General features: G+C 69.4%; 20 protein-coding genes. 14 read left to right on the forward strand and 6 right to left on the reverse strand.

The annotated features are described in order from the left end of the window. Positions 1–384 precede the first annotated feature (384 nt). The 4 genes from GWK61_RS13130 to GWK61_RS13145 all read left to right on the forward strand — a co-directional run bounded on the left by GWK61_RS13130 (position 385) and on the right by GWK61_RS13145 (position 5,796). On the forward strand, positions 385–1,428 hold the full coding sequence (locus tag GWK61_RS13130) for a lytic polysaccharide monooxygenase auxiliary activity family 9 protein (protein WP_194908622.1): 1,044 nt from the start codon (positions 385–387) through the stop codon (positions 1,426–1,428). A 202-nt stretch (positions 1,429–1,630) separates the two neighbouring features. Then, a complete protein-coding gene (locus GWK61_RS13135; RefSeq protein ID WP_194908623.1) occupies positions 1,631–2,437 on the forward strand; it encodes a DUF8832 domain-containing protein in 807 nt (268 codons plus the stop codon). Further along, complete coding sequence (locus GWK61_RS13140; RefSeq protein ID WP_194908624.1) at positions 2,437–3,675, forward strand: cellulose-binding domain-containing protein; 1,239 nt, start codon at positions 2,437–2,439, stop codon at positions 3,673–3,675. Before GWK61_RS13135 ends, GWK61_RS13140 begins: the two co-directional genes overlap by 1 nt. 48 nt (positions 3,676–3,723) lie before the next feature. After that, on the forward strand, positions 3,724–5,796 hold the full coding sequence (locus tag GWK61_RS13145; RefSeq protein ID WP_194908625.1) for a cellulose binding domain-containing protein: 2,073 nt from the start codon (positions 3,724–3,726) through the stop codon (positions 5,794–5,796). Positions 5,797–5,853: 57 nt separating this feature from the next. On the opposite strand, the gene GWK61_RS13150 is transcribed toward GWK61_RS13145, so the two are convergent. Further along, complete coding sequence (locus tag GWK61_RS13150) at positions 5,854–7,680, reverse strand: condensation domain-containing protein (protein WP_194908626.1); 1,827 nt, start codon at positions 7,678–7,680, stop codon at positions 5,854–5,856. Between the two features lie 244 nt (positions 7,681–7,924). Between GWK61_RS13150 and GWK61_RS13155 the strand changes: the two genes are divergently transcribed. After that, the gene (locus GWK61_RS13155; RefSeq protein WP_228562235.1) at positions 7,925–9,643 is read left to right on the forward strand and encodes a carboxylesterase/lipase family protein; all 1,719 of its coding nucleotides are present in this window, start codon (positions 7,925–7,927) and stop codon (positions 9,641–9,643) included. Between the two features lie 370 nt (positions 9,644–10,013). Here the strand turns inward: GWK61_RS13155 and GWK61_RS13160 are convergent, their stop codons facing one another. After that, entirely contained in the window at positions 10,014–10,484 is a 471-nt protein-coding gene (locus GWK61_RS13160; RefSeq protein ID WP_194908628.1) for a nuclear transport factor 2 family protein, read from the reverse strand. Positions 10,485–10,567: 83 nt separating this feature from the next. Here GWK61_RS13160 and GWK61_RS13165 point away from each other — a divergent pair, with 83 nt between their 5' ends. Further along, a complete protein-coding gene (locus GWK61_RS13165) occupies positions 10,568–11,140 on the forward strand; it encodes a TetR/AcrR family transcriptional regulator (RefSeq protein ID WP_323747541.1) in 573 nt (190 codons plus the stop codon). Positions 11,141–11,158: 18 nt separating this feature from the next. On the opposite strand, the gene GWK61_RS13170 is transcribed toward GWK61_RS13165, so the two are convergent. Genes GWK61_RS13170 through GWK61_RS13185 form a run of 4 tightly spaced genes read right to left on the reverse strand, consistent with a single transcriptional unit; the run spans position 11,159 to position 14,436 of the window. After that, positions 11,159–12,031, reverse strand: coding sequence for a phytanoyl-CoA dioxygenase family protein (locus GWK61_RS13170; protein ID WP_194908629.1), 873 nt, complete (start codon positions 12,029–12,031; stop codon positions 11,159–11,161). A 7-nt stretch (positions 12,032–12,038) separates the two neighbouring features. Then, complete coding sequence (locus tag GWK61_RS59460; RefSeq protein ID WP_323747542.1) at positions 12,039–12,389, reverse strand: hypothetical protein; 351 nt, start codon at positions 12,387–12,389, stop codon at positions 12,039–12,041. Next, positions 12,386–13,399, reverse strand: coding sequence for a siderophore-interacting protein (locus tag GWK61_RS13180; RefSeq protein WP_194908630.1), 1,014 nt, complete (start codon positions 13,397–13,399; stop codon positions 12,386–12,388). The genes GWK61_RS59460 and GWK61_RS13180 overlap by 4 nt, the downstream gene beginning before the upstream one ends. 5 nt (positions 13,400–13,404) lie before the next feature. Continuing rightward, on the reverse strand, positions 13,405–14,436 hold the full coding sequence (locus GWK61_RS13185) for an ABC transporter substrate-binding protein (protein WP_194908631.1): 1,032 nt from the start codon (positions 14,434–14,436) through the stop codon (positions 13,405–13,407). Positions 14,437–14,554: 118 nt separating this feature from the next. Between GWK61_RS13185 and GWK61_RS13190 the strand changes: the two genes are divergently transcribed. The 8 genes from GWK61_RS13190 to GWK61_RS13220 all read left to right on the forward strand — a co-directional run bounded on the left by GWK61_RS13190 (position 14,555) and on the right by GWK61_RS13220 (position 22,125). Further along, positions 14,555–15,613 (forward strand): FecCD family ABC transporter permease, encoded by a 1,059-nt coding sequence (locus GWK61_RS13190; RefSeq protein WP_194908632.1) that lies wholly within the window; start codon positions 14,555–14,557, stop codon positions 15,611–15,613. After that, the gene (locus GWK61_RS13195; RefSeq protein WP_194908633.1) at positions 15,610–16,635 is read left to right on the forward strand and encodes a FecCD family ABC transporter permease; all 1,026 of its coding nucleotides are present in this window, start codon (positions 15,610–15,612) and stop codon (positions 16,633–16,635) included. Before GWK61_RS13190 ends, GWK61_RS13195 begins: the two co-directional genes overlap by 4 nt. Before the next feature lie 47 nt (positions 16,636–16,682). After that, complete coding sequence (locus GWK61_RS13200) at positions 16,683–17,528, forward strand: ABC transporter ATP-binding protein (protein WP_194908653.1); 846 nt, start codon at positions 16,683–16,685, stop codon at positions 17,526–17,528. Between the two features lie 361 nt (positions 17,529–17,889). After that, positions 17,890–18,993, forward strand: coding sequence for an ABC transporter substrate-binding protein (locus GWK61_RS13205; protein ID WP_194908634.1), 1,104 nt, complete (start codon positions 17,890–17,892; stop codon positions 18,991–18,993). Between the two features lie 224 nt (positions 18,994–19,217). Then, positions 19,218–20,057 (forward strand): ABC transporter permease, encoded by an 840-nt coding sequence (locus GWK61_RS13210; protein ID WP_194908654.1) that lies wholly within the window; start codon positions 19,218–19,220, stop codon positions 20,055–20,057. A gap of 171 nt (positions 20,058–20,228) precedes the next feature. After that, entirely contained in the window at positions 20,229–20,312 is an 84-nt protein-coding gene (locus tag GWK61_RS60690; protein ID WP_369125583.1) for a putative leader peptide, read from the forward strand. 128 nt (positions 20,313–20,440) lie between these two features. Then, entirely contained in the window at positions 20,441–21,100 is a 660-nt protein-coding gene (gene ssuE / locus GWK61_RS13215; protein WP_194908635.1) for an NADPH-dependent FMN reductase, read from the forward strand. Continuing rightward, entirely contained in the window at positions 21,097–22,125 is a 1,029-nt protein-coding gene (locus GWK61_RS13220) for an ABC transporter substrate-binding protein (protein ID WP_194908636.1), read from the forward strand. The genes ssuE and GWK61_RS13220 overlap by 4 nt, the downstream gene beginning before the upstream one ends.

Raw genomic sequence — 22,125 nt, forward strand, 5'->3', positions numbered from 1 at the left:
CTCGACGGCGTCGGCGCGGGTGGCGTGGGCGACGTGAGCGGGACGGTGGAGCTGGTCTGGTGTGGCGCACGGTGGCGGCTCCCCTCAAGAGATCTCGGCAGTCGCATGGTCTGCCGGAGGTTCGAAGAGCGTCAAAGTCCTGCGACGCCGCCCCTGGTCACGGCCGCTCCGGCGCGAAACTTTCGCGTAACGGGCCTGCGAGCCACGTCGCGCGCCGTCCTGCCAGTACGGGCTCTGACATGCCCGTTCGACTTCCTTCGACGATCCGGCCGCCCGACGCCGTGCGCCGGCTCACGTAACGGTCCGCGTCGCCAGAGCTACGCTCCGCCCGACACAGTCCGCCACATCTGTATTTGTCGAAAGGCGAATGGAAAGGCGAGCGATGTGAGCAGAAAGATCCCCAGGAAGCTGGCCGGCGTGCTGCTCGCGCTGGCCGGTCTGATCGGGACCATCACCTTCGCGCCGCAGGCCTCGGCGCACGGCGCGATGATGATCCCCGGAAGCCGGACGTTCTTTTGCTACGAGGACGGCCTGACCTCCACCGGCCAGATCGTCCCGCAGAATCCGGCCTGCCAGGCGGCGGTGGCCCAGAGCGGGACCACCCCGCTGTACAACTGGTTCGCCGTCGGCAACCGCAGCGGCGCCACCAGCGGCGGTACGGTCGGCTTCATCCCCGACGGGAAGCTGTGCAGCGGCAACAGCAACTACTACGACTTCTCAGGGTTCGACCAGGTGAGTGCCGACTGGCCGGTCACGCATCTGACCTCGGGCGCGGGCATCACCATCAACTACAACCGGTGGGCCGCGCACCCCGGGACGTTCAGCCTCTACATCACCAAGGACGGCTGGGACCAGACCAAGCCCCTGACCTGGGCCGACCTGGAAACGGCGCCGTTCTCGACGATCACGAACCCGCCGAACACCGGCACCGTCGCCACGTTGCAGAGCTACTACTCCTGGAACGCGTCGCTGCCGGCGAACAAGACCGGACGGCACATCATCTACTCGGTGTGGGCCCGCTCGGACAGCCCCGAGACGTTCTACGGCTGCTCCGACGTCGTGTTCGACGGCGGCACCGGCCAGGTGACCGGCATCGGCGCGACGGCACCGCCGCCGCCCTCGGTGCCGTGCACGGCCACGTACTCCGTGACCAACTCCTGGAGCGGCGGCTTCCAGGCGCAGATCACGGTGACGAACCCGTCCAAGAACCCGATGAACAAGTGGACGGTCGGGTGGGTGCTGGCGAACGGCGAGAGCGTGGTCAGCGCGTGGAACGGGACGCTGTCGCAGTCCGGGTCGCTGGCGACGATGAAGTCGGCGGACTGGAACTCGCAACTCGCGGCCGGAGCCAGTACGAGCTTCGGCTTCGTGGCGAATCAGACCACTGCTCCGGCCCCGCCGGAGAGCCTGTCCTGCACGAGTCCGTAGGCCCGTAGCACTGCTGAGCACTGCTGCGGCGGCGCGGCCGGGAACGAGTCGGCCGCGCCGCCGCCCGCCACCTCTGATGAAGGGTCCTGTCATGCCCGCGCTTCGACGCGCTCTGATATCGGCTGCCGCTGGTTGCCTGCTCGTTGCCGGCCTTGCGGCGTGCAGTCACTCGACGGCCCCCAAAAGCATGAGCGGTATGGACATGAACGGCATGAATGGCATGAACGGCATGAACATGGCCGGCTCCGGCGACGACATGCCGGGGATGGGAGAGCCCACCGGCCCGAAGATCGCCGCCGCGGCGGTTGCCGACTACGGACTCCACGGCGCTGTCGGCGGCTACTCCTACGTCGTCGACTCGGCCGCGCCGTTCACGTTCCACATCACCGGCCCGAGCGGCAAGACGGTCACCCGGTTCCAGCCGTACGAGGGCCAACTGTTGGTGTTCTACCTGGTCCGCAGCGATCTCGGTGACTTCCGCCAGCTGACGCCGTCGATGCGCGCGGACGGCACCTGGACCGTGCCGCTTTCGGCGTTGACGCCTGGTTCCTACCACAGCTACGTCACGTTCGCGGCGCCCGACTCCAACGCCGGGACGCCCTTGTCGTACTCGTTGTCCCAGCCGCTGACCGTCCCCGGCAATGCGAGCGTCGCCGCGCTGCCTGCCGCATCCGACACCGCGATCGCCGACGGCTACTCACTCCGGCTCACCGGATCGCCGCATCAGGGGACTGCGACGAGCCTCGGCGTTGCCGTCGCCAAGAACGGAAAGCCGGTCCAGCAGTTCGACCGTCTCCTCGACGGTTACGCACACCTGACCGCCTTCCACGCCGGCGACGCCGCCTTCGCCCGAGCGCTGTCCACCGGACGCTCCGCCGGTGGCACGGCTGGCGCCGGGGACCTGACGGCGACGATCCAGTTCCCCGAGCCCGGAGCGTGGCGGCTGTTCGTCCAGTTCAAGACGTCGGGTGCCGAGCACACGGCGGCGTTCACGGTGGAGGTGCCCTGATGTCCCGCGATCACTCTTGGCTGCGCAGCATCCGCGTCCTGGCCGTCGTGGCGGCGGCGGTGCTGGCGATGTCGGCAATGTTCGTGCTCGGATCCCGGCCGGCCGAGGGCGCCGGGACCGGCTGTACGGTCGGCTACCAGCCGAACCAGTGGAGCACCGGCTTCACCGCCGACGTGACGGTCACGAACGGCGGTCCGGCGGTCAGTGCGTGGAGCGTGACCTGGTCGTGGACGGGGAACCAGCAGGTCACGTCGGCGTGGAACGCGCTGGTCGGCCAGAGCGGACAACAGGTCACGGCCAGCAACGAGCCCTACAACGGATCGGTCGCGGCCGGGGCGACGGTCGCCTTCGGGTTCCAGGCCACGTATTCGGGGACGAACGCTGTCCCGGCGAACTTCGCGTTCAACGGCGTGGCGTGCGGCGGCGCCGGGTCGCCGAGTTCGCCCTCCAGCTCACCGTCGACTCAACCTTCCAGCCAACCCTCCAGCCAACCGTCGAGCCAGCCGTCCAGTCAGCCTTCCAGCCAACCGAGCGGCGGATCATGTCCGGCTGGCGCAGTGTTCTGCGACGGTTTCGAGAATCAGACCTCGACCACACCGTCCGGCCGATGGTCGGTCGTCACCCCGAACTGCTCCGGCACCGGAACCGCCGCGATCACCACCGCACAGGAGCACTCCGGGACCAAGTCCCTGGAGATCGACGGCCACGGCACCTACTGCAACCACGTCTTCGCCGGCGACACCACCGATATGGCCGCCGCCGCGCCGACCTGGTACGTCCGCTTCTGGATCAAGCACACCGCGCCGCTGCCGACCGACCACACCACCTTCCTGGCGATGAACGACTCCGCGCACGGCAACACCGACCTGCGGCTCGGCGCCCAGAACGGCGCGCTGATGTGGAACCGGCAGTCCGACGACGCCACGCTGCCCGACCAGAGCCCGGCCGGGGTCGCGCAGAGCGTCGTCCTGCCGACCGGCGCCTGGGAGTGCCTGGAGTTCTCGGTGGACCGCGCCGGCGGCCAGATCCACACCTGGTACAACGGCAGCCCCGTCCCGGGCCTGACCGAGGACGGCGTGCCGACCCCGAACCTGGACGACCAGTGGCTGGCCGGCACCGGGGCGTCGTGGCGTCCGCAGCTCACCGATCTGAAGCTCGGCTGGGAGAACTACAGCAGCGGCGACGACACCCTGTGGTTCGACGACGTGGTGCTGAGCACCAGCCGGATCGGATGTTGAGAGCTCGAACATCAGCCTGTTGAGATCTGATCGAAGGGAGTCAGCACTTTGAAAGTCTGGAGACCGGGTACGGCACTCGCGGCCGGCCTGCTCGCCCTGACCACAGCCGTTGCCGCAGCCCCGGACGGAACCGCCGCGGCGGCCACGGCCCCGCAGGTCGACGTCACGGTCAACACCCTGGAAGGCCTCGGCACCATCCCGACCACCGGCTACGGCCTGAACAGCGCGGTGTGGGACAGCCAGATGAACGTCCCGGCCGTGCAGAACCTGCTCGGCCAGGCCGGGATCGGGATGCTGCGCTACCCGGGCGGCTCCTACGGCGACGACTACCACTGGCAGACCAACACCGCGCCCGGCGGTTACGTCGCGCCGGGCACCGATTTCGACTCCTTCATGGGCACCGTCAAGACCATCGGCGCCCAACCGATCCTGATCGCCAACTACGGCACCGGCACGCCTCAGGAGGCCGCTGGCTGGGTCCAGTACGCCAACGTCACCAAGGGCTACGGCGACAAGTACTGGGAGGTCGGCAACGAGAACTACGGCAACGGCTACTACGGCTCCGCCTGGGAGGCCGACAACCACAGCAGCAAGAGTCCGACCACGTACGCGCAGAACGTCATCCAGTACAGCAAGGCCATGAAGGCCGTGGATCCCACGATCAAGGTCGGCGCCGTGCTCACCTTGCCCGGCAACTGGCCCGACGGCGTGGTCGCCTCCGGGGACTCCGCCGACTGGAATCGCACGGTCCTGTCGATCGCGGGCTCGGCGGTGGACTTCGTCATCGTGCACTGGTACCCGAACGGCAGCGGCGCCTCCAGTGCGCTATCCGAACCGGCTCAGCTGCCCGGGGCACTGGCGCAGCTGCGGAGCGAGATCACCAAGTACGGCGGGGCGAACGCCTCGCGCCTCGGCGTCGCGCTCACCGAGGTGAACGCCGGCGTCGACGAGGACACACAGCCGGACGCGCTGTTCGGGGCGGACACGTACTTCACGGCGTTGGAGCAGGGCGTGTTCACGGTGGACTGGTGGGACACGCACAACGGCCCCCAGGCCATCAGCACCGCACCCGACGGCGCCACGGACTACGACGACTGGGGTGTGCTGTCCAGCGGGACCTGTGTGGGGTCGGTCTGCGAACCTGCGATGAACACGCCGTTCCCGAGCTACTTTGCTATCAGCATGCTGAGCAAGCTCGGCCATCCGGGTGACCAGATGGTCAAGGCCGGTACCGACCAGCAGTTGGTCGCGGCGCACGCGGTGCGGCAGGCGAACGGGAATCTGGCCGTGATGTTGGTGAACAAGGATCCTGCGAACGCCTACACCGTGAACCTGCACTACGCCGGTTACACGCCGAGTACCGCCACGCCGACGGTCTACACGTACGGCGACGAGGCCACGTCGATCACCTCGGCGGCGCAGGGCAGCAGCGCGGTCCAGACGTTGGCGCCCTACTCGATCGAGACCGTCGTCCTGACCCCGTCCGGCAACCCCGTCAGTACCCTGGCGGCGCCGGGCTCGCCTGCGGTCTCACAGGTCACCGGCTCGCAGGCGACCGTGAGCTGGACCCCGTCGGCCGGCGGCACGGCCACGCGCTACGAGGTCTACCGGCAGTTCGGCACGACCAGCGAACTGCTCGCGGAGTCGACGTCCACCTCGGCGACGATCAGCAACCTCGTCCCCGGCAGCGGCTACACCCTGAACGTGCTGGCCACCGACCAGAACGGGAACCTGTCGCCGCCCTCGGACCCGGTCTCGTTCACCACCGGGACCCCGGCGAACAGCACCTGCGCCGTGGACTACCAGGTCACCACCGGCTGGGGGAACGGCTACGTCGCCGCGCTCACCGTCACGGACACCGGGCCGAGCCCGATCGACGGATGGTCGCTGACCTTCAGCTTCCCCGGGACCGGCGAGACCCTGGGATCCGGCTGGAACGCGAACTGGTCCGGCAGCGGGCAGAACGTCGAGGCCACCAGCCTGAGCTGGAACGCGAACCTGGCGGCCGGCGGCGGCAACTCGGCCAGCATCGGGTTCGTCGGGAACAACAACGGCGCCTATCCCTCACCGGCGGCGATCAGCCTGAACGGTACGGTCTGCACCACTACATACAGCTCCTGACACCTGTTGCGATACGCAGTGCTGCCGAGGTCGATGCCTTCGACCTCGGCAGCAGTGTCAGGATACCGATATTCCAGTACTGAGGTTCGGCTGCAGCGCCGCCTCGACCGCGACGTGTTCGATCTCGCGGACCAACTGCTCGATCTGCGCCGGCGACATGCCGCGGGTGTCCGCCTCGACGATCAGGCTGAGGCCGTCCGGACCCTCGTCGACGTGCAGGAACAGTCGCTCCACCGGGTCGTTGCGGCGCTGGACCCACTCGAAGCGGCTGGCGGCGCACGCCTTCGCGAACTCCTCGGCGGTGGTGGGCCCGGCCGGCTGCGGGGCCGTGGATCCCGCCGGGGCTTCGGGGTCCGCGGGGCTCGGCGAGGTCATCGTCGTGGCGCGGCGGTCGTTGAAGAACGACGCGATGTCCAGCTCGGCACCTCGCGCCTGTCCGATCTCCTCGATCAGCTCATTGAGTCGCTTCGGGTCGAAGTAGCTGTGCTTGAGGGCGTTCATCGCGGCGGATCCCGCGCGGTCGATGACGTCCTCGACGATGGAGTCGGCGACGTCGAGCAGGACGAGTCCGGCCTGGGCCGCGTGGCAGGTCACGTCGGCGAGTTGGTGCCGGAAGCGGTTGCCGATGACCGGCCGGAACAGGACCGGGTGCACGCCGGTGACGTGCGCCAGCGCGATCGCGTAGACCGCGAAGATCACCCGGGTCGCGTCGGCGCCGGTGCGCTCGCCGAGCGCGGCCAGGGCGGGGCGGAGCGCGGGGGAGTGGTACTCGGCGCTCCAGTAGCGCGGGCGGCGCGGGTCGTCCGACGGCGGGAAGGTCGGGGTCGGCATCACCCGCAGGATGTCGGTGAAGTGTCGCAGGGTCCTGTCGCTGTGGCGCAGGCCGGCCGGGGATTTCTGCCACTCGGTCTGCTGTAGCTGCTGGAGCCCGGTCGGCGGGGCGCTGGCCCGGACCGCGACGTCGCGGAACATGACCTCGGCCCCGCCGCCGTCCAGGGCGAGGTGGTGCATGGCGACGGCCATGCGGGTCGCCTCGCCGTCCTGGCGGACCACGGCCATCCGGACCGGCCACTCGGTGCGCAGGTCGTAGGGCGTGTACTGGTAGTGGTCCGAGATGGCGGCGGCGAGGTCGTCGGCGGCCTGGGCGCCGGGCGGGGCGTCGTAGACCTCCAGGTGGGTGGAGCCGAAGCGCAGGAGTTCCTGGTGCGGATTGCCCTGCGGGTCGAAGCGCAGGAAGGTGCGCATCGAGGGGAACCGGATGTGCAGGTAGGCGAGTTCGTCGGCGACGGCCTCGACGGTGGTCCCGGCTTCCAGCGGCCGCCAGCCGCCCAGCGGGAGCCAGTTGCCCTGGCGCGTCATGGACTGCCAGATCTCGTGCTGGCCCCAGGTCAGGGCCGCGACGCCCGCGGTGTCGCCGGTGAAGTCCACCGGGACGCGTTCGTCGGGCTGCGGCACCGGATCGGGGTCGGCGCCCAGGCCCGGCAGCCGCGCGCCGGCTATCTCAAGGATCTGATGCTGCCAGGTCAGGACCCTGTCGTCGGCGAGCCGCTCCGGCGCGAGGTCGCGGTCGGCGCCGAGCACCAGGATGCGGCGGATCGTCGCGAGCTCGGCGGCGGCGAACGCGGGCCCGATGGCGGACTCGTGGTCGTCGTCGGGGTCGACGCCGGGTTGCAGGACCAGCAGGACGTCGGTCTGCACGCGGCCGCGCAGGCGCGCCGAGGCGATGAGGCAGTCGCGGATCTGCGGTGCGACCGTCAGGATGCGTTTTTCGAGCGCTTCGGGGTGCAGCTGCTGGCCGTCGTCGAGGTCGACCGGGTCATGGAAGGTGAATACGGGCTCTGAGTCCGGGGTGCGACCACTGGCTTGCTGCGAGCCAAGATGCATAGGCCAACACATATCATTCACATAAGCTGCCGGGGAATAGAACTTCCGATTGTGGGGGGTTGCGCAACCGCTCCACCCCCGGGGTGGAGGGGCGTGGTCCACCTGCGGGGCTGGGCCTGCCGGGTGGAGATCCGGATTTCCACCCGCGCGCCGATGCCCGCGCGGGCCCTCGATCGCCAAGCTGGGAGGGCCGGGATCATTCGGGCCCCGGCGGTGGTGTGAAGGGGATTGCTTCGTGTTGCACATGGCTTTGAGGGGGCGGACGCGGCTGGTGGCGGCGGCTGCGGCGCTGGTTTTGGGTGGTGGGTTGGTGTGTGCGGTCGGTCCGGCGGCGGCTGCTTCGGGTGGTGCTTCGGGTGTTTCCGGTGTTTCGGATGCTTCGGGCGGTGTCTCCGGCGCTTCGGGCGGTGCGTCCGGCGCGTCGAGCGTGTCTGGTAGCCGCGATTGCCGAGTCAGTACTTCGCTGGGGCGGGTGCAGGGCGTGGCCGAGGGGGCGACGTGCGCGTACCTCGGCGTGCCGTATGCCGCGCCGCCGACCGGGGCTCGGCGCTTCCTGCCGCCGGCGCCTGCTGCGCGGTGGCGTGGCACGCTGGCGGCGACCAGCGCCAAGCCGGGCTGTCCGCAGGACTTGAGTGGCGGTGGCGCCGGTGACGAGGACTGTCTGTACACGCAGATCTGGCAGCCGCGCACGGGCGGCGCGAACAAGCCGGTGATGGTCTTCCTGCACGGCGGCGCGGACGAGTACGGCGCGGCGAGCGAGCCGGTGTTCGACGGCTCGGCGTTGGCGGCGCGCGGGGACGCCGTCGTGGTGAGCGTCGACTACCGCCTGGGGATGCTGGGCTGGACCGAGCTCGGTGGCCTGGACTCGCGGTATGCGGGGTCGGGGAACAACGGGCTGCGTGACGAGATCGCGGCGCTGACGTTCGTGCAGCGGCAGATCCGCGGGTTCGGTGGCAACCCGCGCGACGTCACGGTGTTCGGCGAGTCAGAGGGCGGCATCTCGATCTCGGCCATGCTCGCGGGCGACCACCCCGAACGCCTGTTCAAGCGCGCGATCGTGGAAAGCGGCCCGGGATACCTCGTGCACACGCAGCAGTACGCCGGCGACGCCGCGAAGCACGTACTGGGCACGGGGGACATCACCAGCGTGGCGCAGCTGGACGCGATGAGCACGCACCAACTGCTGGAGCTCCAGAGCAAAGCCCAACAGGGGGTGTCAGGGCTCGCCGACGCGCTGTTCTTCGGGCCGTCGATCGACGGCACGCTGATCCCGGGGCCCGTCGCGGACCGGATCGCCGCGGGCAGCGCGCGCAACGTCGACCTGATGGTCGGCACCACCGAGAACGAGACGGACTACTGGGCCTTGTTCGCGCCGCAGGTGTTGGACCTGCCGCTGTCGGCGTACCGCAGCTTCCCGGCGGCGCTGGCCGCGCAGAAGCAGCAGATGTTCGACCGCTACTCCGCCGACCGCCCCGGCCTGCCGCAAGGCCGCGTGGTGAACGCGATGCTGACCGACCAGATCTTCCGCGTCCCAACCCTGCGCATGGCCCAGGCTCAGGCGAGGTGGCGCCCGACGTACGTCTACCAGTTCGACTGGCACGTCCCCTACGCCGTCGGCGCACCCGAGGCGCAAAACCTCGGCGCGATGCACACCGAGGAGGTCCCCTTCGCCCTCGGCAACCTGGACCTCAGCGACTACCCCCGAGGCGCCGCCACCCTGGCAGCCGAGCGCCCCCAACTCACAACCCTGTCGACCCACATGATGGACGCCTGGTCCACCTTCGCCCACACCGGCCACCCCGGCTGGCCGAGCTACACCCCGGCAAGCCGCGCGACGAAGATCTGGGATGTGCCCGAGCGAGTGGAGAACGGCCCGCAGGAGGCCGAGCGGGAGATGTGGGATGGGTTCTCGTTCCCGGCGTGGGACATGGAGCCTTGGAGTAGCGCGCCGGCGAAGGGCTGAGGGCTGAGAGCGATGGGCGGCGGCTGCGACTTCGGTGGCAGCCGCCGCTGCCGCGCGACGGGTCATGTCGCTGGGGCACGAGCCAGCGCTGCGAGTGCTGGAGCATGGCGAGGCGACCGGCCGGCTTGGCAGGCCTGAGTGGCCCGGTTGCCAAGTCGGCGCGCTGGTCGGCAAGGCGGTGCTGAGCTAGCAGGTGGAGCTGTTGGTCGGCTAAGTCGGCGGCACGGTGGTCGGTAAGCGTCGCGAATGCTGCTGCGGGGCGACGCGACCGGCAGGCTTGGCGAGCTAGTTTGCCGGAGCTGGCCTGGTGAGTGGCTCGGTCGGGCGAGCCAGTGCCGCGCTGTGCGTGTTCGGGCCGTTGTTCCGGTTCTTATGCCACCGAGGGGCGGGTGTCCGTCCAGTCGACCATCAGGCGGCGTTCGGCGAAGAGCCAGCGGCCGTTGGGTTGTTTGGCGAAGTGGTCTAGGTAGCGGATGCTGGCGAGCATGAGGGTGCGGGTGCCGTCTTTGTTGATGGTCAGGTGGTGGGCTATGCAGTAGCTCTCGCCGGTGGCGGTGTCGCCGGTGAGGGTGATGGTGCTTTGGCCGTTGAAGTGCGTGGTGGCGGCGTAGGCGTTCAGGGCGTCGAAGACCGGGGCCAGGGAGTCGCGGCCGTGGAGTTCCTGGGTGGGCTCGGGTGCTTTGGCGTCCATGTAGACCAGGAAGTGGGTGTCCTCGGTGAACAGGGCCATCTGGCCCTTGGCGTCGCGGCGGTCGGCGCAGTGGGCGTAGGCGTCGAAGAGCTCGCGGAGGGCCAGGCGGTCGGCCGCATCGGCGGGGGAGAGTGTCGCTGGGGATGTCATGGGGGATCCCTTCGTGCAACTATTTGACACATGTATAGAAACAAGCGCGGGGCCGTGGCGCAAGTCGGGGAGCGCTGAGCGCCGTGGCCGGACGCACCGACCCGCGCGTCAGCCGCACGACCGAGGCCCTGACCAGCGCGATCGTGGAGCTGGCGGGGGAGCGCCCGGTTTCGCGCGTCACGGTCGCGGAGCTGGCCGAGCGGGCCGGGGTGACGCGCGCGACCTTCTACAACCGCTACGCCAGCCCTCTCGACCTCCTTGTTCAGGTTCTGTATGGGGATCTTGAACTGGGTCATGCGAGGGAAGGTGAGTTGCGTGCCGAGGGCGGCCATACGGCCGCAGAGTTGCTGCGCATGTCGGTCGCCGAGGTCGCAGAGCACGTCGAGCGCTTCCGCCCGATCTATCAGCATGCGCTCAACGATCCGGCCGACCACGGCGTCTACGCGGCACTGGTCCGCCACTTCATCGACTACGCACTCGACTTCATGCAGCGCTCGACGCACCCTGACGCCCCACGCGCCAACCACGGCATCGTCGCGTCCTTCGTGGCGCATGGATTCGCGGGCGCGATCGAGGCGTGGCTTGCTGATGATGACGCGACTCGGGACGACCTGGTGGATGCTGCGGTGGCGTGTGCGCCGGTGTGGTGGAGCTGACGGCTGTGGAGTTGAGGGCTAAAGGGGCTTGATCATGATGGCGTGGCCGTCGCGGCGGGAGGCGATGATGCGGCGGCCGGGAGTGAGGTCGGAGGTGAGGAGGTCATCGAGTGGGATCTGTGCGCCGGTACTGTTGCGGAGCAGCGTCGAGGCGTCGACGCCGAGGGTCATGATGCCGCCGTCCTCGCTCGCGATATGTATCGAAGCGGCGTCAACAGCGGTGATCCGCCCGACGACCGCTGCTGAAGCTGCCGGATGCTGGAAGCGCACGTCGATCGAAACCCGCACCCCATCAGGAGATCGATTCGGCAGGCCCGTGTGGGCCAAAGCTTCGTGCATGAGCACTACGTCGCCAGGTTGGTAGTCAGCGCGCAGCCAGGAATCGTCCAGCGGCGGAAGCGACTCAGCAGGCACGCATCCCCCGCGATGGCTCCCGCGCACCACCGCCAAACCCCCGAGCTCCGCACCGATCGCCATCAGTGGAATCCACGCCGTGGTCATCGCAAAGCCCGGATTCAGCAACGCGTCCTGATGCGCCTGCGTCGTGCCGCCCGGCGGCATGATCCGGTAGCGCGCCAGCGGGATGAAACCCACCGGCGCGCCGGCGATCGCCGCGAAGAACGCCGCGACCGCCGGTACCGCGACCAGACGCTCCCACAGCTGTTGCGAGTTCAGCGCGTCCTGGAGCTCGGTGTCGACCGAAGCCGTCAAAGGCTTGCCGGCCCACGCCGACGAGGCGTCGAGGAGGCCCTGCTCGACGAGCGTGCGGACAACTTCCTCAGCCGTGGCCCGCACCGCAGCCGCATCGAGCACGCCCCGAAAGAACAGATACCCCTCGTCCGCGAACAGCGCCCGAAGCCGAACCCGATCCCCGAGCAGCCCGTTCGCCACCCGCATCTCACCCATCGAGCGGATCTCGACGGAATCGGGCCACCGGATTCTCCAAAGTCCCGACCAGCTGCAACGCCCCGGACGGATCGTTGAGATCTACCATCTGTTGGTTGTTCCGCAACTGAAGCCGATTCAGACAGGACAACGCGAAATCTGGCGCGAAAAGGTCGAAGCGCCGAAACTCCGCAAAGGGGCTGTTCGTATGCGCTATTCGGTTCGCAACGCGGTCGATGCCGTCGGCCATAGTGTGCCGATAGCGATCGAGTGTGCGTTCGTTGAACAGGTGCTTGGCGGCGTCCTCGACGGCGGGGGAGAAGATGGCGCGCGCGGTTGCGACGGCCGAGGCCTGGGGGCTCAACGTCCTTCCCCCACGCTCTGCTCCGCGGCGGCGATCTTCTCGGTCCGCAGATCCTCTTCGGTGGCTCCGAGGCGCCAATAGCCGGAGAACTCCACGCGCCTGCGGTCGACGCCGCGCTCGCCGACGAGGTGGCGTCGCAGGGTCTTGACCATCCCGGCTTCGCCGGCGATCCACGCGTAGGGCGCTCCGTCGGGGAACGCCGCACCGCCGATCTCCTCGGTCAGCAACGCGCCGGGGCGGCGCGTCGGATCGCGGACCAGCCAGGTGATGTCGGCTTCGCCCGGGCTCAGGAGTTCCTGGGTGTCCTTCAGATCCGGGACCTCGATCCAGGCCCGGGCGCGCAGTCCGGCCGGCAGCCATTCCAGGATCGCCGCGGCGGCCGGCAATGCGGTCTCGTCGGCGGCGATCAGCACCCAGTCAGCGTCCTGAGGAAGCTGGAAACCGATGCTGCGGTTGTCCTCGAACGCCGGTCCCAGCAGCACGACCCGGTCGCCCGGCACGGCTTCGGCGGCCCAGCGCGACGCCGGTCCGGCCGGGGTCGCGCTGGAGTTTCCGGTGCCGTGCAACACGAAATCGACGTCTACCTCGTCGCGTTCCCGGTCCTGCGAGCGAACCGTGTAGGAGCGCATGACGCCCCGCTCGTCGGCCGGCATGGCCCGCCATTGCGCGAACCAGTCGTCACCGGCGTCGAAGGGCACGATCGGCGCGTCCTGCCCCGGCTGCGGCAGGAAGAGCGAGAAACTCTGGTCCCGGCCGCCGCTGGCGAAGTCGCGCAGCTGGGCCCCGCCGAAGGTGATCCGGATCATCGAGGGCCCCAGGCGGCGCGTGACCACGACGCGGGCCTGGAAGAAGCGGAACTTGCCGTGCACGAGCGGGGACGGCGATGGTGCTTCGGCAATCGGCGCCGCTGCCGACGCGACCGAGGAGATGGCCGCGGCCGAGGCCGTGGCGGCCAGCACCGCGCTCACCGAAGAGGTAGAGGCCGGGTTCACTGAGGAGGTCGAGTTCATAACGATCAGCTCACCTTCTTGCAGGTCTGAATCGCCTTGGCGAGGTTTTCCAGCAGCGGAGCGGAACCGGTCCAGGAGAAGCGCGGCACCGCGTCCCAGGGCGCGACCTGGCCAGCCTTCACCGCGGGCAGGGCGTTCCACGACGGCTTCGAGGCCAGCGCCTTCGGCTGCAAGGCGGTGGACCGGCTGTCGAGCAGGATCAGGTCGGCCGCGTACTTGTCGGCGTTCTCCCAGCTCAGGCTTTCGAAGTAGTCCCCGGTGTCGAGCTTGGTGGGGACGATGAACTCGACGCCGAGCTCGGCGAAGTACATCAGGTCACTGGCGATCTTCGGATTGGACGCGTAGAACACGTCGGGGCTGCCGGACGCGGCCAGCACCTTCAGCCCGCCGGCCGCCTTCGCCGCGCTGCGCAGCGTCTCGGATGCGGCCTGGAACCGGGCCTTGCCGTCGGTGACCTTCTTGGCGCTCAGGTCCGCGCCGAGCGACTGCGCCAGGTCGGCGTAGCGCTGGATCGGGGTCGGCAGCGAGGCCCGGGCCACGTTGATCGCCACGCTCGGCGCCAGCTTGGCGATCTGGTCCTTGCTCTCGTTCGGCACGTACCACAGCGCACCGGGTTCATACATGTGCGTGACCAGCAGCTGGGGGTTGAGCGCGGCATACTTCTCCACGTTGAACTCGCCCCAGGCGTTGCCCAGCACGGTCACCTTGCCGACGTTGAGGTCGCCGGCCTGCGCCGTGGGCTTGCCGTCGGGCTGCGTCGTCTCCCCGAAGACGCCGACGATCTGCTGGTCCAGGCCGAAGTCGACGAGCGCGGCGGCGGTGCCGGTGAACGCCACGACCCGGGTCGGCGCGGAGGACAGCTTCACCGTCGTTTTCCGGTCGTCGGTGAAGGACCAGGAGCCGGAGCTGCCGGCCGAGCCCGAAGCAGAGCTCGAACCGCTGCCGCAGGCCGTGAGCGCCGCAGCGAGGGCGCCACCGCTGACGCCAGCCAGGACGCCACGACGAGATAAAAGGGAAATAGCGGATGAATATGGCATAAATGTCGCTTTCTCAGGATTGAGGGGCGCTTACCCGGCGCCGGTGAAGTTAGGTTAGCCTAACCTCATCACTCGCCCAAGGGGGGTCACCTCCGCGTCGTCGATTCGGAGCCAGGTCTTGTCCGCCACCGCGCCACCGCAGGCCCCTGAGGCCGCCGTCCCGATACTTCGCAGGCGTCCACCGGGCCAGCGCGACTTCACCAGGGGCGCCGGCCTGGCAGCCTCGACCCTGCTGCTGCTCGCAGTGCTCGTGCTCAGCATCTGCCTCGGCGCCAAGTCGCTCTCGCTCGGTGACGTCTGGCAGGGCCTGTCCGACTCGGGCTCCCCGTACTACACAGTCGTGCACCAGATGCGGTTGCCGCGGACCCTGCTCGGCCTGCTCGTCGGCCTGGCCCTCGGTCTGGCCGGCGCGGTGATGCAGGCGCTGACCCGCAACCCGCTGGCCGATCCGGGACTGCTCGGCATCAACGCCGGGGCCTCGGCCGCGGTCGTCACCTCCATCTGGCTGTTCGGGATCGGGACCTTTGACGGCTACGTCTGGTTCGCCCTAGCCGGCGCCGCGATCGCCACCACCGCCGGCTACCTGGTCGGCGGCGGACGCGGGGCGACGCCGGTCCGGCTGGCGCTGGCCGGGGCCGCGCTGAACGCCACTCTCTTCTCCTATGTCAGCGTCGCGATGCTGCTGGACTCCGCTTCGTTGGAGGCCATGCGGTTCTGGACCGTCGGCTCGCTGGCCAGCGCGACGCCCTCCACCGTCGTCAGGGTGCTGCCGTTCGCCGCCGTCGGCCTTGTGCTGGCTCTGGCGCTGGCCCGGCCGCTCAACGCGCTGGCCCTCGGCGAGGACTCGGCGCGCGCCCTGGGCTCGCGGCCCACGGCGGTGCGTGCGGCGGCGATCGTCGCGGTGACGCTGCTGTGCGGGGCTGCCACCGCCGCATGCGGGCCGATCGTGTTCGTCGGGCTGATGGTGCCGCACGTCGTGCGCACCATTACCGGGCCGGACCTGCGCTGGATGCTGCCGTACTGCGCGGTGCTCGCGCCGGTGGTGCTGCTCGGCGCGGACGTGCTCGGCCGGATCCTGGCCCGGCCCGGCGAGATCCAGGTCGGCGTGGTCACCAGCGTGGTCGGCGGCCCGGTGTTCCTGTACTTCCTGCGGCGCGCGAAGGCGGTGCGGGCATGAGGGTTCTGCGAACCGCCGCCTTCTCGGTGCGCTACCGGCCCCGGACGCTCACCGCTTCCGCCGCCTGCGCACTGCTCGCGTTCGCGGCCATGGTCGTCACCCTTGGCAGCGGCGACTACAGGATCCCGCCGGGCGAAGTGCTGCGTACGCTGTTCGGCGGCGGCACGGTGGGCGACCACTTCATTGTCGTCGAGCTGCGGCTGCCGCGCGTGGTGACCGCGTTGCTGGTCGGCGCCGCGCTCGCGTTGGCCGGCGCGGTGTTCCAGTCGCTGGTCCGCAATCCGTTGGGCAGCCCGGACATGCTCGGCTTCACCGAGGGCGCGGCCACCGGAGCGCTGGTCGTGGTGGTGGCCGGCGGTAGCAGTCTGGCGCTGGCCTGTGGGGCGGTGATCGGCGGCGTGCTCACCGGTGTCGGGGTCTATGCCCTGGCCTGGCGCCAAGGCGTGCACGGTTACCGGCTGATCCTGGTCGGCATCGGAGTCTCGGCGATCCTGAGTGGGGTCAACGGGTATCTGATGACGAAGGCGCAGCTGATGGACGCCGCGCGGGCGATGCTGTGGCTCACCGGAAGCCTGGACGGCCGGGGCTGGAGCGACGTCGCGCCGCTGGCCGTGGCGATGGCCGTGCTCGTACCGGTGTTGCTGGTCGGGTGCGGCAGGGCGTTGCACGTCGCCGAGATGGGGGACGACGTGGCGCGGGCGCTCGGCGTCCCGGTCGACCGCGCGCGGCTCACGGCGCTGGCCGCCGCGGTCCTGCTCACCTCGTTCGCCGCGGCGGCGGCCGGACCGGTGGCCTTCGTCGCGCTCACCTCGCCGCAGCTCGCCAAGCGGCTGACCCGCGCGCCGGGGCCGAACCTGATCCCCTCGATGCTGATGGGAGCGGTGCTCCTGACGTGCGCCGATCTCGTTGCGCAGCATGCCATCTCCGGGCGGCAGCTGCCGGTCGGGGTGGTCACCGGCGTGCTCGGCGGCGGGTATCTGATCTGGCTGCTGGCGGCCGGGCGCAAGGCGGGGCGGATCTGACGATGCCGAATTCGAAGCCGACCACGAACTTCAAGGAGACACGCAGCATGATGACCGAGAACGGTCAGGCGGTGGCGACCACGTCCCGGCTCAGCGGCACCGGCCTGACGCTGGCCTACGACGGCCGGACCGTCGCCGAGGACCTCTCGGTCGCGATCCCGGACGAGTCCTTCACGGTCATCGTCGGCCCCAACGCCTGCGGCAAGTCGACCCTTCTCAGGGCCCTGTCGCGACTGCTGAAGCCCAAGGCCGGCAGCGTGGTGCTCGACGGCGCGGACATCGCCTCGATGCCGACCAAGCAGGTCGCCCGGATCGTCGGCCTGCTGCCGCAGTCCTCGATCGCGCCGGACGGCATCACCGTCGCCGACCTGGTCTCGCGCGGCCGCCACCCGCACCAGGGGCTGCTGCGGCAGTGGTCGCGCGAGGACGAGCGGATCGTGGCCGGGTCGATGGCCGCGACCGGCGTCACGGACCTGGCCGAGCGCGCCGTCGACGAGCTGTCCGGCGGCCAGCGCCAGCGGGTGTGGACGGCGATGGTGCTGGCGCAGCAGACGCCGCTGCTGCTGCTCGACGAGCCGACGACGTACCTCGACATCGCGCACCAGATCGAGATCCTCGACCTGTGCGCACGCCTGCACGAGGAGGAGGGGCGCACGCTGGTGGCCGTGCTGCACGACCTCAACCAGGCCGCGCGCTACGCCACGCACTTGATCGTGCTCTGCGATGGACGTGTGGCGGCTTCCGGCGCGCCCGAGGAGATCGTGACCGCCGAGTTGGTGGAGTCGGTGTTCGGTCTGCCGTGCCGGGTGATCGAGGATCCGGAGACCGGGACGCCGCTGGTCGTCCCCGGGGCCCGGCGGACGCGCGCCGCGTCCCCCGACATCTCTCGGTAGTCCGAAAATATCGGAGGAAAAAAGGTTCGGACACCGATATGAATGGCCTCAGAAACAATGGCTTTCCGAAGCCTTTCGGACCGTCCATATATCGGACAGGAAATAGACGGGAATCCGAGACCGTGCCACTCTCTAGCCATGTCCCGCGATGGAGTGGCCCTGGTCGGTCGGCCGTACGTCGACTTCGGACGCCTGTCCAGCACGTGCTGTAGGCGGGCCGTCTGATCCGCCTGCGCTTTTCGCGGCCCGGTTCACGCCTGTCCTGGCGCTGAACAGCCACCTTCTTTCTTTCCTCAATTCGAGCGGCTGCGCCAAGCCGCCCGCCGGTGTGCCCGGCGATCCTTTCGGGAGCCTTCCTGTGATGGACATCAAGACTCTGGTTCGTACGGCCGCGGCGTTGACAGCCGCCCTCGGGATCGTCGCCTCGGCCGCCGCGTGCGGGTCGTCGAAGAGCTCTGGTTCGACCGCCAAGGCCGCCGCCACCTCCGGTGACTCCGGGGGTTCGGCCGCCTCGACGCTGCGGCTGGGCTACTTCGCGAACGTCACACACGCCACGGCCGTGGTCGGCGTCGCGCACGGCGACTTCGCCAAGGCCCTGGGATCCACCAAGCTCTCCACGCAGATCTACAACGCGGGCCCGGCGGAGATGACCGCGGTGCTCGGCGGGCAGCTGGACGCCGCGTACGTCGGTCCGTCCTCGGCGCTGTCGGCCTTCGTGCAGTCGCACGGCGAGGCGCTGAAGATCGTGGCCGGCGCCACCGAGGGCGGCGCGGAGCTGGTCGTCAAGCCGGGCATCAACTCCGCCGCGGACCTCAAGGGCAAGACCCTGGCCACGCCGCAGAAGGGCAACACCCAGGACGTGGCGCTGCGCTACTGGCTCAAGCAGCAGGGCCTGACCGCCAACCCGGACGGCACCGGCGACGTCTCGGTGGACCCGCAGGACAACGCGACCACCCTGGACCAGTTCAAGGCCGGGCACATCGACGGCGCGTGGCTGCCCGAGCCGTGGGCCTCGCGGCTGGTCACCGAGGCCGGTGCGAAGGTGCTCGTCGACGAGCAGAGCCTGTGGCCGAACGGCCAGTTCTCCACCACCACACTGGTGGTCGCGACCGGTTTCCTGGACAAGCACCCGGACACCGTCAAGGCCCTGATCGACGGCCAGATAGCCGCCAACTCCTGGATCGAGTCGGACCCGACCGACGCGCAGAAGCTGGTGAACAGCGAGCTCAAGCGGCTCACCGGCAAGGCGCTGACGGACGCCGAGGTCCAGCGGTCCTTCAGTGAGCAGAAGGTCACCAACGACCCCGCCGCCTCGACGCTGCAGACCTCGCTGGACCACGCGGTCGCGGTGAAGCTGCTGAAGTCGACCGACCTGCACGGCATCTTCGACCTGTCGATCCTGAACGCCGAACTGGCCAAGAACGGTCAGCCGGCGGTCTCCGACGCCGGATTGAGCAAGAAGTGACAGGCGCGCGGGAATCCGTTGAAGCTGTCGAGTCGGTAGAGGTCGTCGAGGCTGCTGAGGCCGCCGAGCTTGAGGGACCAGTCGAGCCGGAGGAACCTGTCGAGTCGGTCGAGGCCGAGGAGCGTCAGGAGTCTGAGGAACAGCAGGAACCTGTAGCTTCCGAAGAAGCTGAAACGCTCGAAGAGGCTCCGCAGGCCGAAGGGGTCGTCGAAGCCACCGACGCCCTGAAGGACGTCGAAGCCGGCCTGGACGCCCTGGAGACCTCCGCCGAGCGCGAGACCAGCAGGCTCGTATCCGTCTTCCGCGCCGTCTACCCGCCGCTGCTCGCCGTCGTCCTCATCATCGCCGTCTGGCAGGTGCTGTACGTCGCGAAGATCTGGCCGGACTGGAAGCTGCCCGGACCCTCGGAGGTCTTCACCTCCCTGAAGTCCACCTTCAGCAGCGGCGACGCCTGGCCGTCGGTCGGCCACAGCGCCGAGCACGGCGCGATCGGCTTCGCCGCCTCGGTGGCCATCGGCACGCCGCTGGGACTGCTGGTCGGCCGGTTCCGGCTGGTCCGGGCCGGCGTCGGCCCGATCCTGTCCGGGCTCCAGTCGCTGCCGTCGGTGGCCTGGGTACCCCCGGCGCTGATGTTCTTCGGCCCGCAGCCGGCGATGCTGTACGGCGTGGTGCTGCTCGGCGCCGTGCCGTCGATCGCGGTCGGGGTGGTGTCAGGGCTTGACCAGGTGCCGCCGCTGTACCTGCGGGTCGGCCGGAACCTGGGAGCCCGGGGCCTGGCCTCGGTGCGCTACGTGCTGCTGCCCGCGGCGCTGCCCGGCTATCTGGCCGGGCTGCGGCAGGGGTGGGCGTTCGCGTGGCGGTCGCTGCTGGCCGCGGAGATCATCGTGCAGTCCGCGGATCTGGGGCACTCGCTCGGCTTCCTGCTGAAGAACGCCCAGGACTCCAACGACATGGCCGGCGCGTTCGCGGCGATCGTGCTGATCCTCGCGGTCGGCGTCGCGGTCAACCAGCTGCTGTTCGTGCCCTTGGAGCGCAGGGTTCTGCGATCGCGGGGACTCGCGTGAGCTGAATTCCGCCGCGACATTGTGTCGGGCCCCGATGTTTATTACATCGGGGCCCGACACTTTTTTGTGCTTGTCTCATGCGCTCTCGAATACCAGGCATCGGACTTCCGGGATGCGAGACTGTTCGAACTTCCATTGACGGGCGTGCAGTTCCACTGTCATTCTCATGCTATGCACCAGGGCCGACTTCTTGTGGCTCGCCGTCACGTCGATCTGCGACGGACCGCGAGCGCCATCTGTCCTGACCACCCGTAGCCAACGCTGCCCGGGTTTTTCTTTTCGGTTCGCGCCGCCGATCTGGCGCCCCCTTCGCATGTGTGCGTGTTCTGCTGAACTGCTTTAGCGCGCCGTTTTTCCCTCGCCCTTTTCCAAGGAGTTCCACCATGCCCTCGATCCTGGCTGTCTCCGGCAGCCCGTCACCGACCTCGCGCACGGTGTCGGCCGTCGACCACGCACTCACCTGGCTGGCGGACCGCGGCCATCGGACCGCTCACCTGGCGGTCCGCGACCTGCCGGCGGCCGAGCTGCTGGCCGGCGTGCGCAACACCGTGGCCGTGCAGGAGGCCTTCGAGGCCGTCGCCAACGCCGACGGCGTCATCGTGGCCACGCCGGTCTACAAGGCCGCCTACACCGGCCTGCTCAAGGCGTTCCTCGACCTGCTGCCGGAGAACGCGCTGGCCGGCAAGGTGGTCCTGCCGCTGGCCACCGGCGGTACGGTCGGGCACCTGCTGGCGATCGACTACGCGCTGCGTCCCGTGCTCACCGCGCTCGGTGCCGACCACGTGCTGCCGGGCCGGTTCCTGCTGGACATCGACATCGCCCGGAGTGAGGCCGAAGGCGTGTTCCTCGCCCCGCAGACCGAGAAGCGTCTGGTCGAGACGCTGGAGCGGTTCTCCGGGGCGCTGGACCTGCGCGGGATCGGTTTCTCGGCGGCGCTGCCGCAGGCCGGGACGCAGACCGGGCCACACACCGGTTCGCAGGCCGACACCGCGACCGGCGATCTGATCCTGGCCAACGGCGCGTCCGCGGCGGTCGGACGATGAGCGTCCTGAGCACGGTCCCGTACTCCAGACGCGGCTTCCTCGGCCTGGTCGGGACCGCCGCCCTGGCCGCCGGGTGCAGCTCGGCATCCGGCGGTTCGGCCAAGAAGACCACCAAACTGCGCTACCAGGGCTCGGCGGGTTCCGTCACCCCGCCCGAACTGGCCGCGGACCTGGGGTATCTGGGCTCTGTCACGCTGGACTGGGTCGGCAACACGATCAGCGGGCCGCAGGACATCCAGTCCGCCGCCACCGGCCAGACCGACTTCGGCGGCGCCTTCAACGGCGCGGTTGCCAAGCTGCACGCCGCCGGCGCGCCGATCACCGCCGTCATCAGCTACTACGGCGTGGACCAGTACTCGTACAACGGCTTCTACACGCTGGCCGGAAGCCCGATCGCCGGCGCGTCCGACCTGTTCGGCAAGAAGATCGGGATGAACACCCTCGGCGCGCACGACGAGGCGATCCTGGACATCTACCTGGGCCGCAACGGCGTCACCGAGACGGACGCGAAGAAGGTCGAGCCGCTGGTGGTGCCGCCGGTGAACACCGAGCAGTCGCTGCGCGCGCACCAGATCGACGTCGCCGTGCTCGGCGGCATCCTGCGCGACAAGGCGCTGGCCGACGGCGGCGTGAAACCGCTGTTCACCGACTTCGACCTGCTCGGCTCGTTCAGCGCCGGGACCTACGTGTTCCGCAACGACTTCCTGGCGAAGAACCCCGACACCGTGCGCGCGTTCACCTCCGGCGTCGGCAAGGCGATCGAGTGGGCCCGCAGCACGCCGCGCGCGGAGGTCGTCGACCGCTTCACGAAGATCATCAAGGCCCGCGGCCGGAACGAGGACGCCTCGGCGCTGAAGTACTTCAAATCCTTCGGCATCGCCGGGACCGGCGGCGTCATCGCCGAGAAGGAGTTCACCACCTGGATCAGCTGGCTCGAAGGACAGGGCCAGATCCCCCAGGGCAAGGTCAAGGCCGCCGACGTCTACACCAACAAGTACAACTCCTTCGCGAACGGGGGCAGTTGA

Origin of the sequence: Catenulispora rubra, from assembly GCF_015356825.1 — a bacterium.
Lineage (GTDB): Bacteria > Actinomycetota > Actinomycetes > Streptomycetales > Catenulisporaceae > Catenulispora > Catenulispora rubra.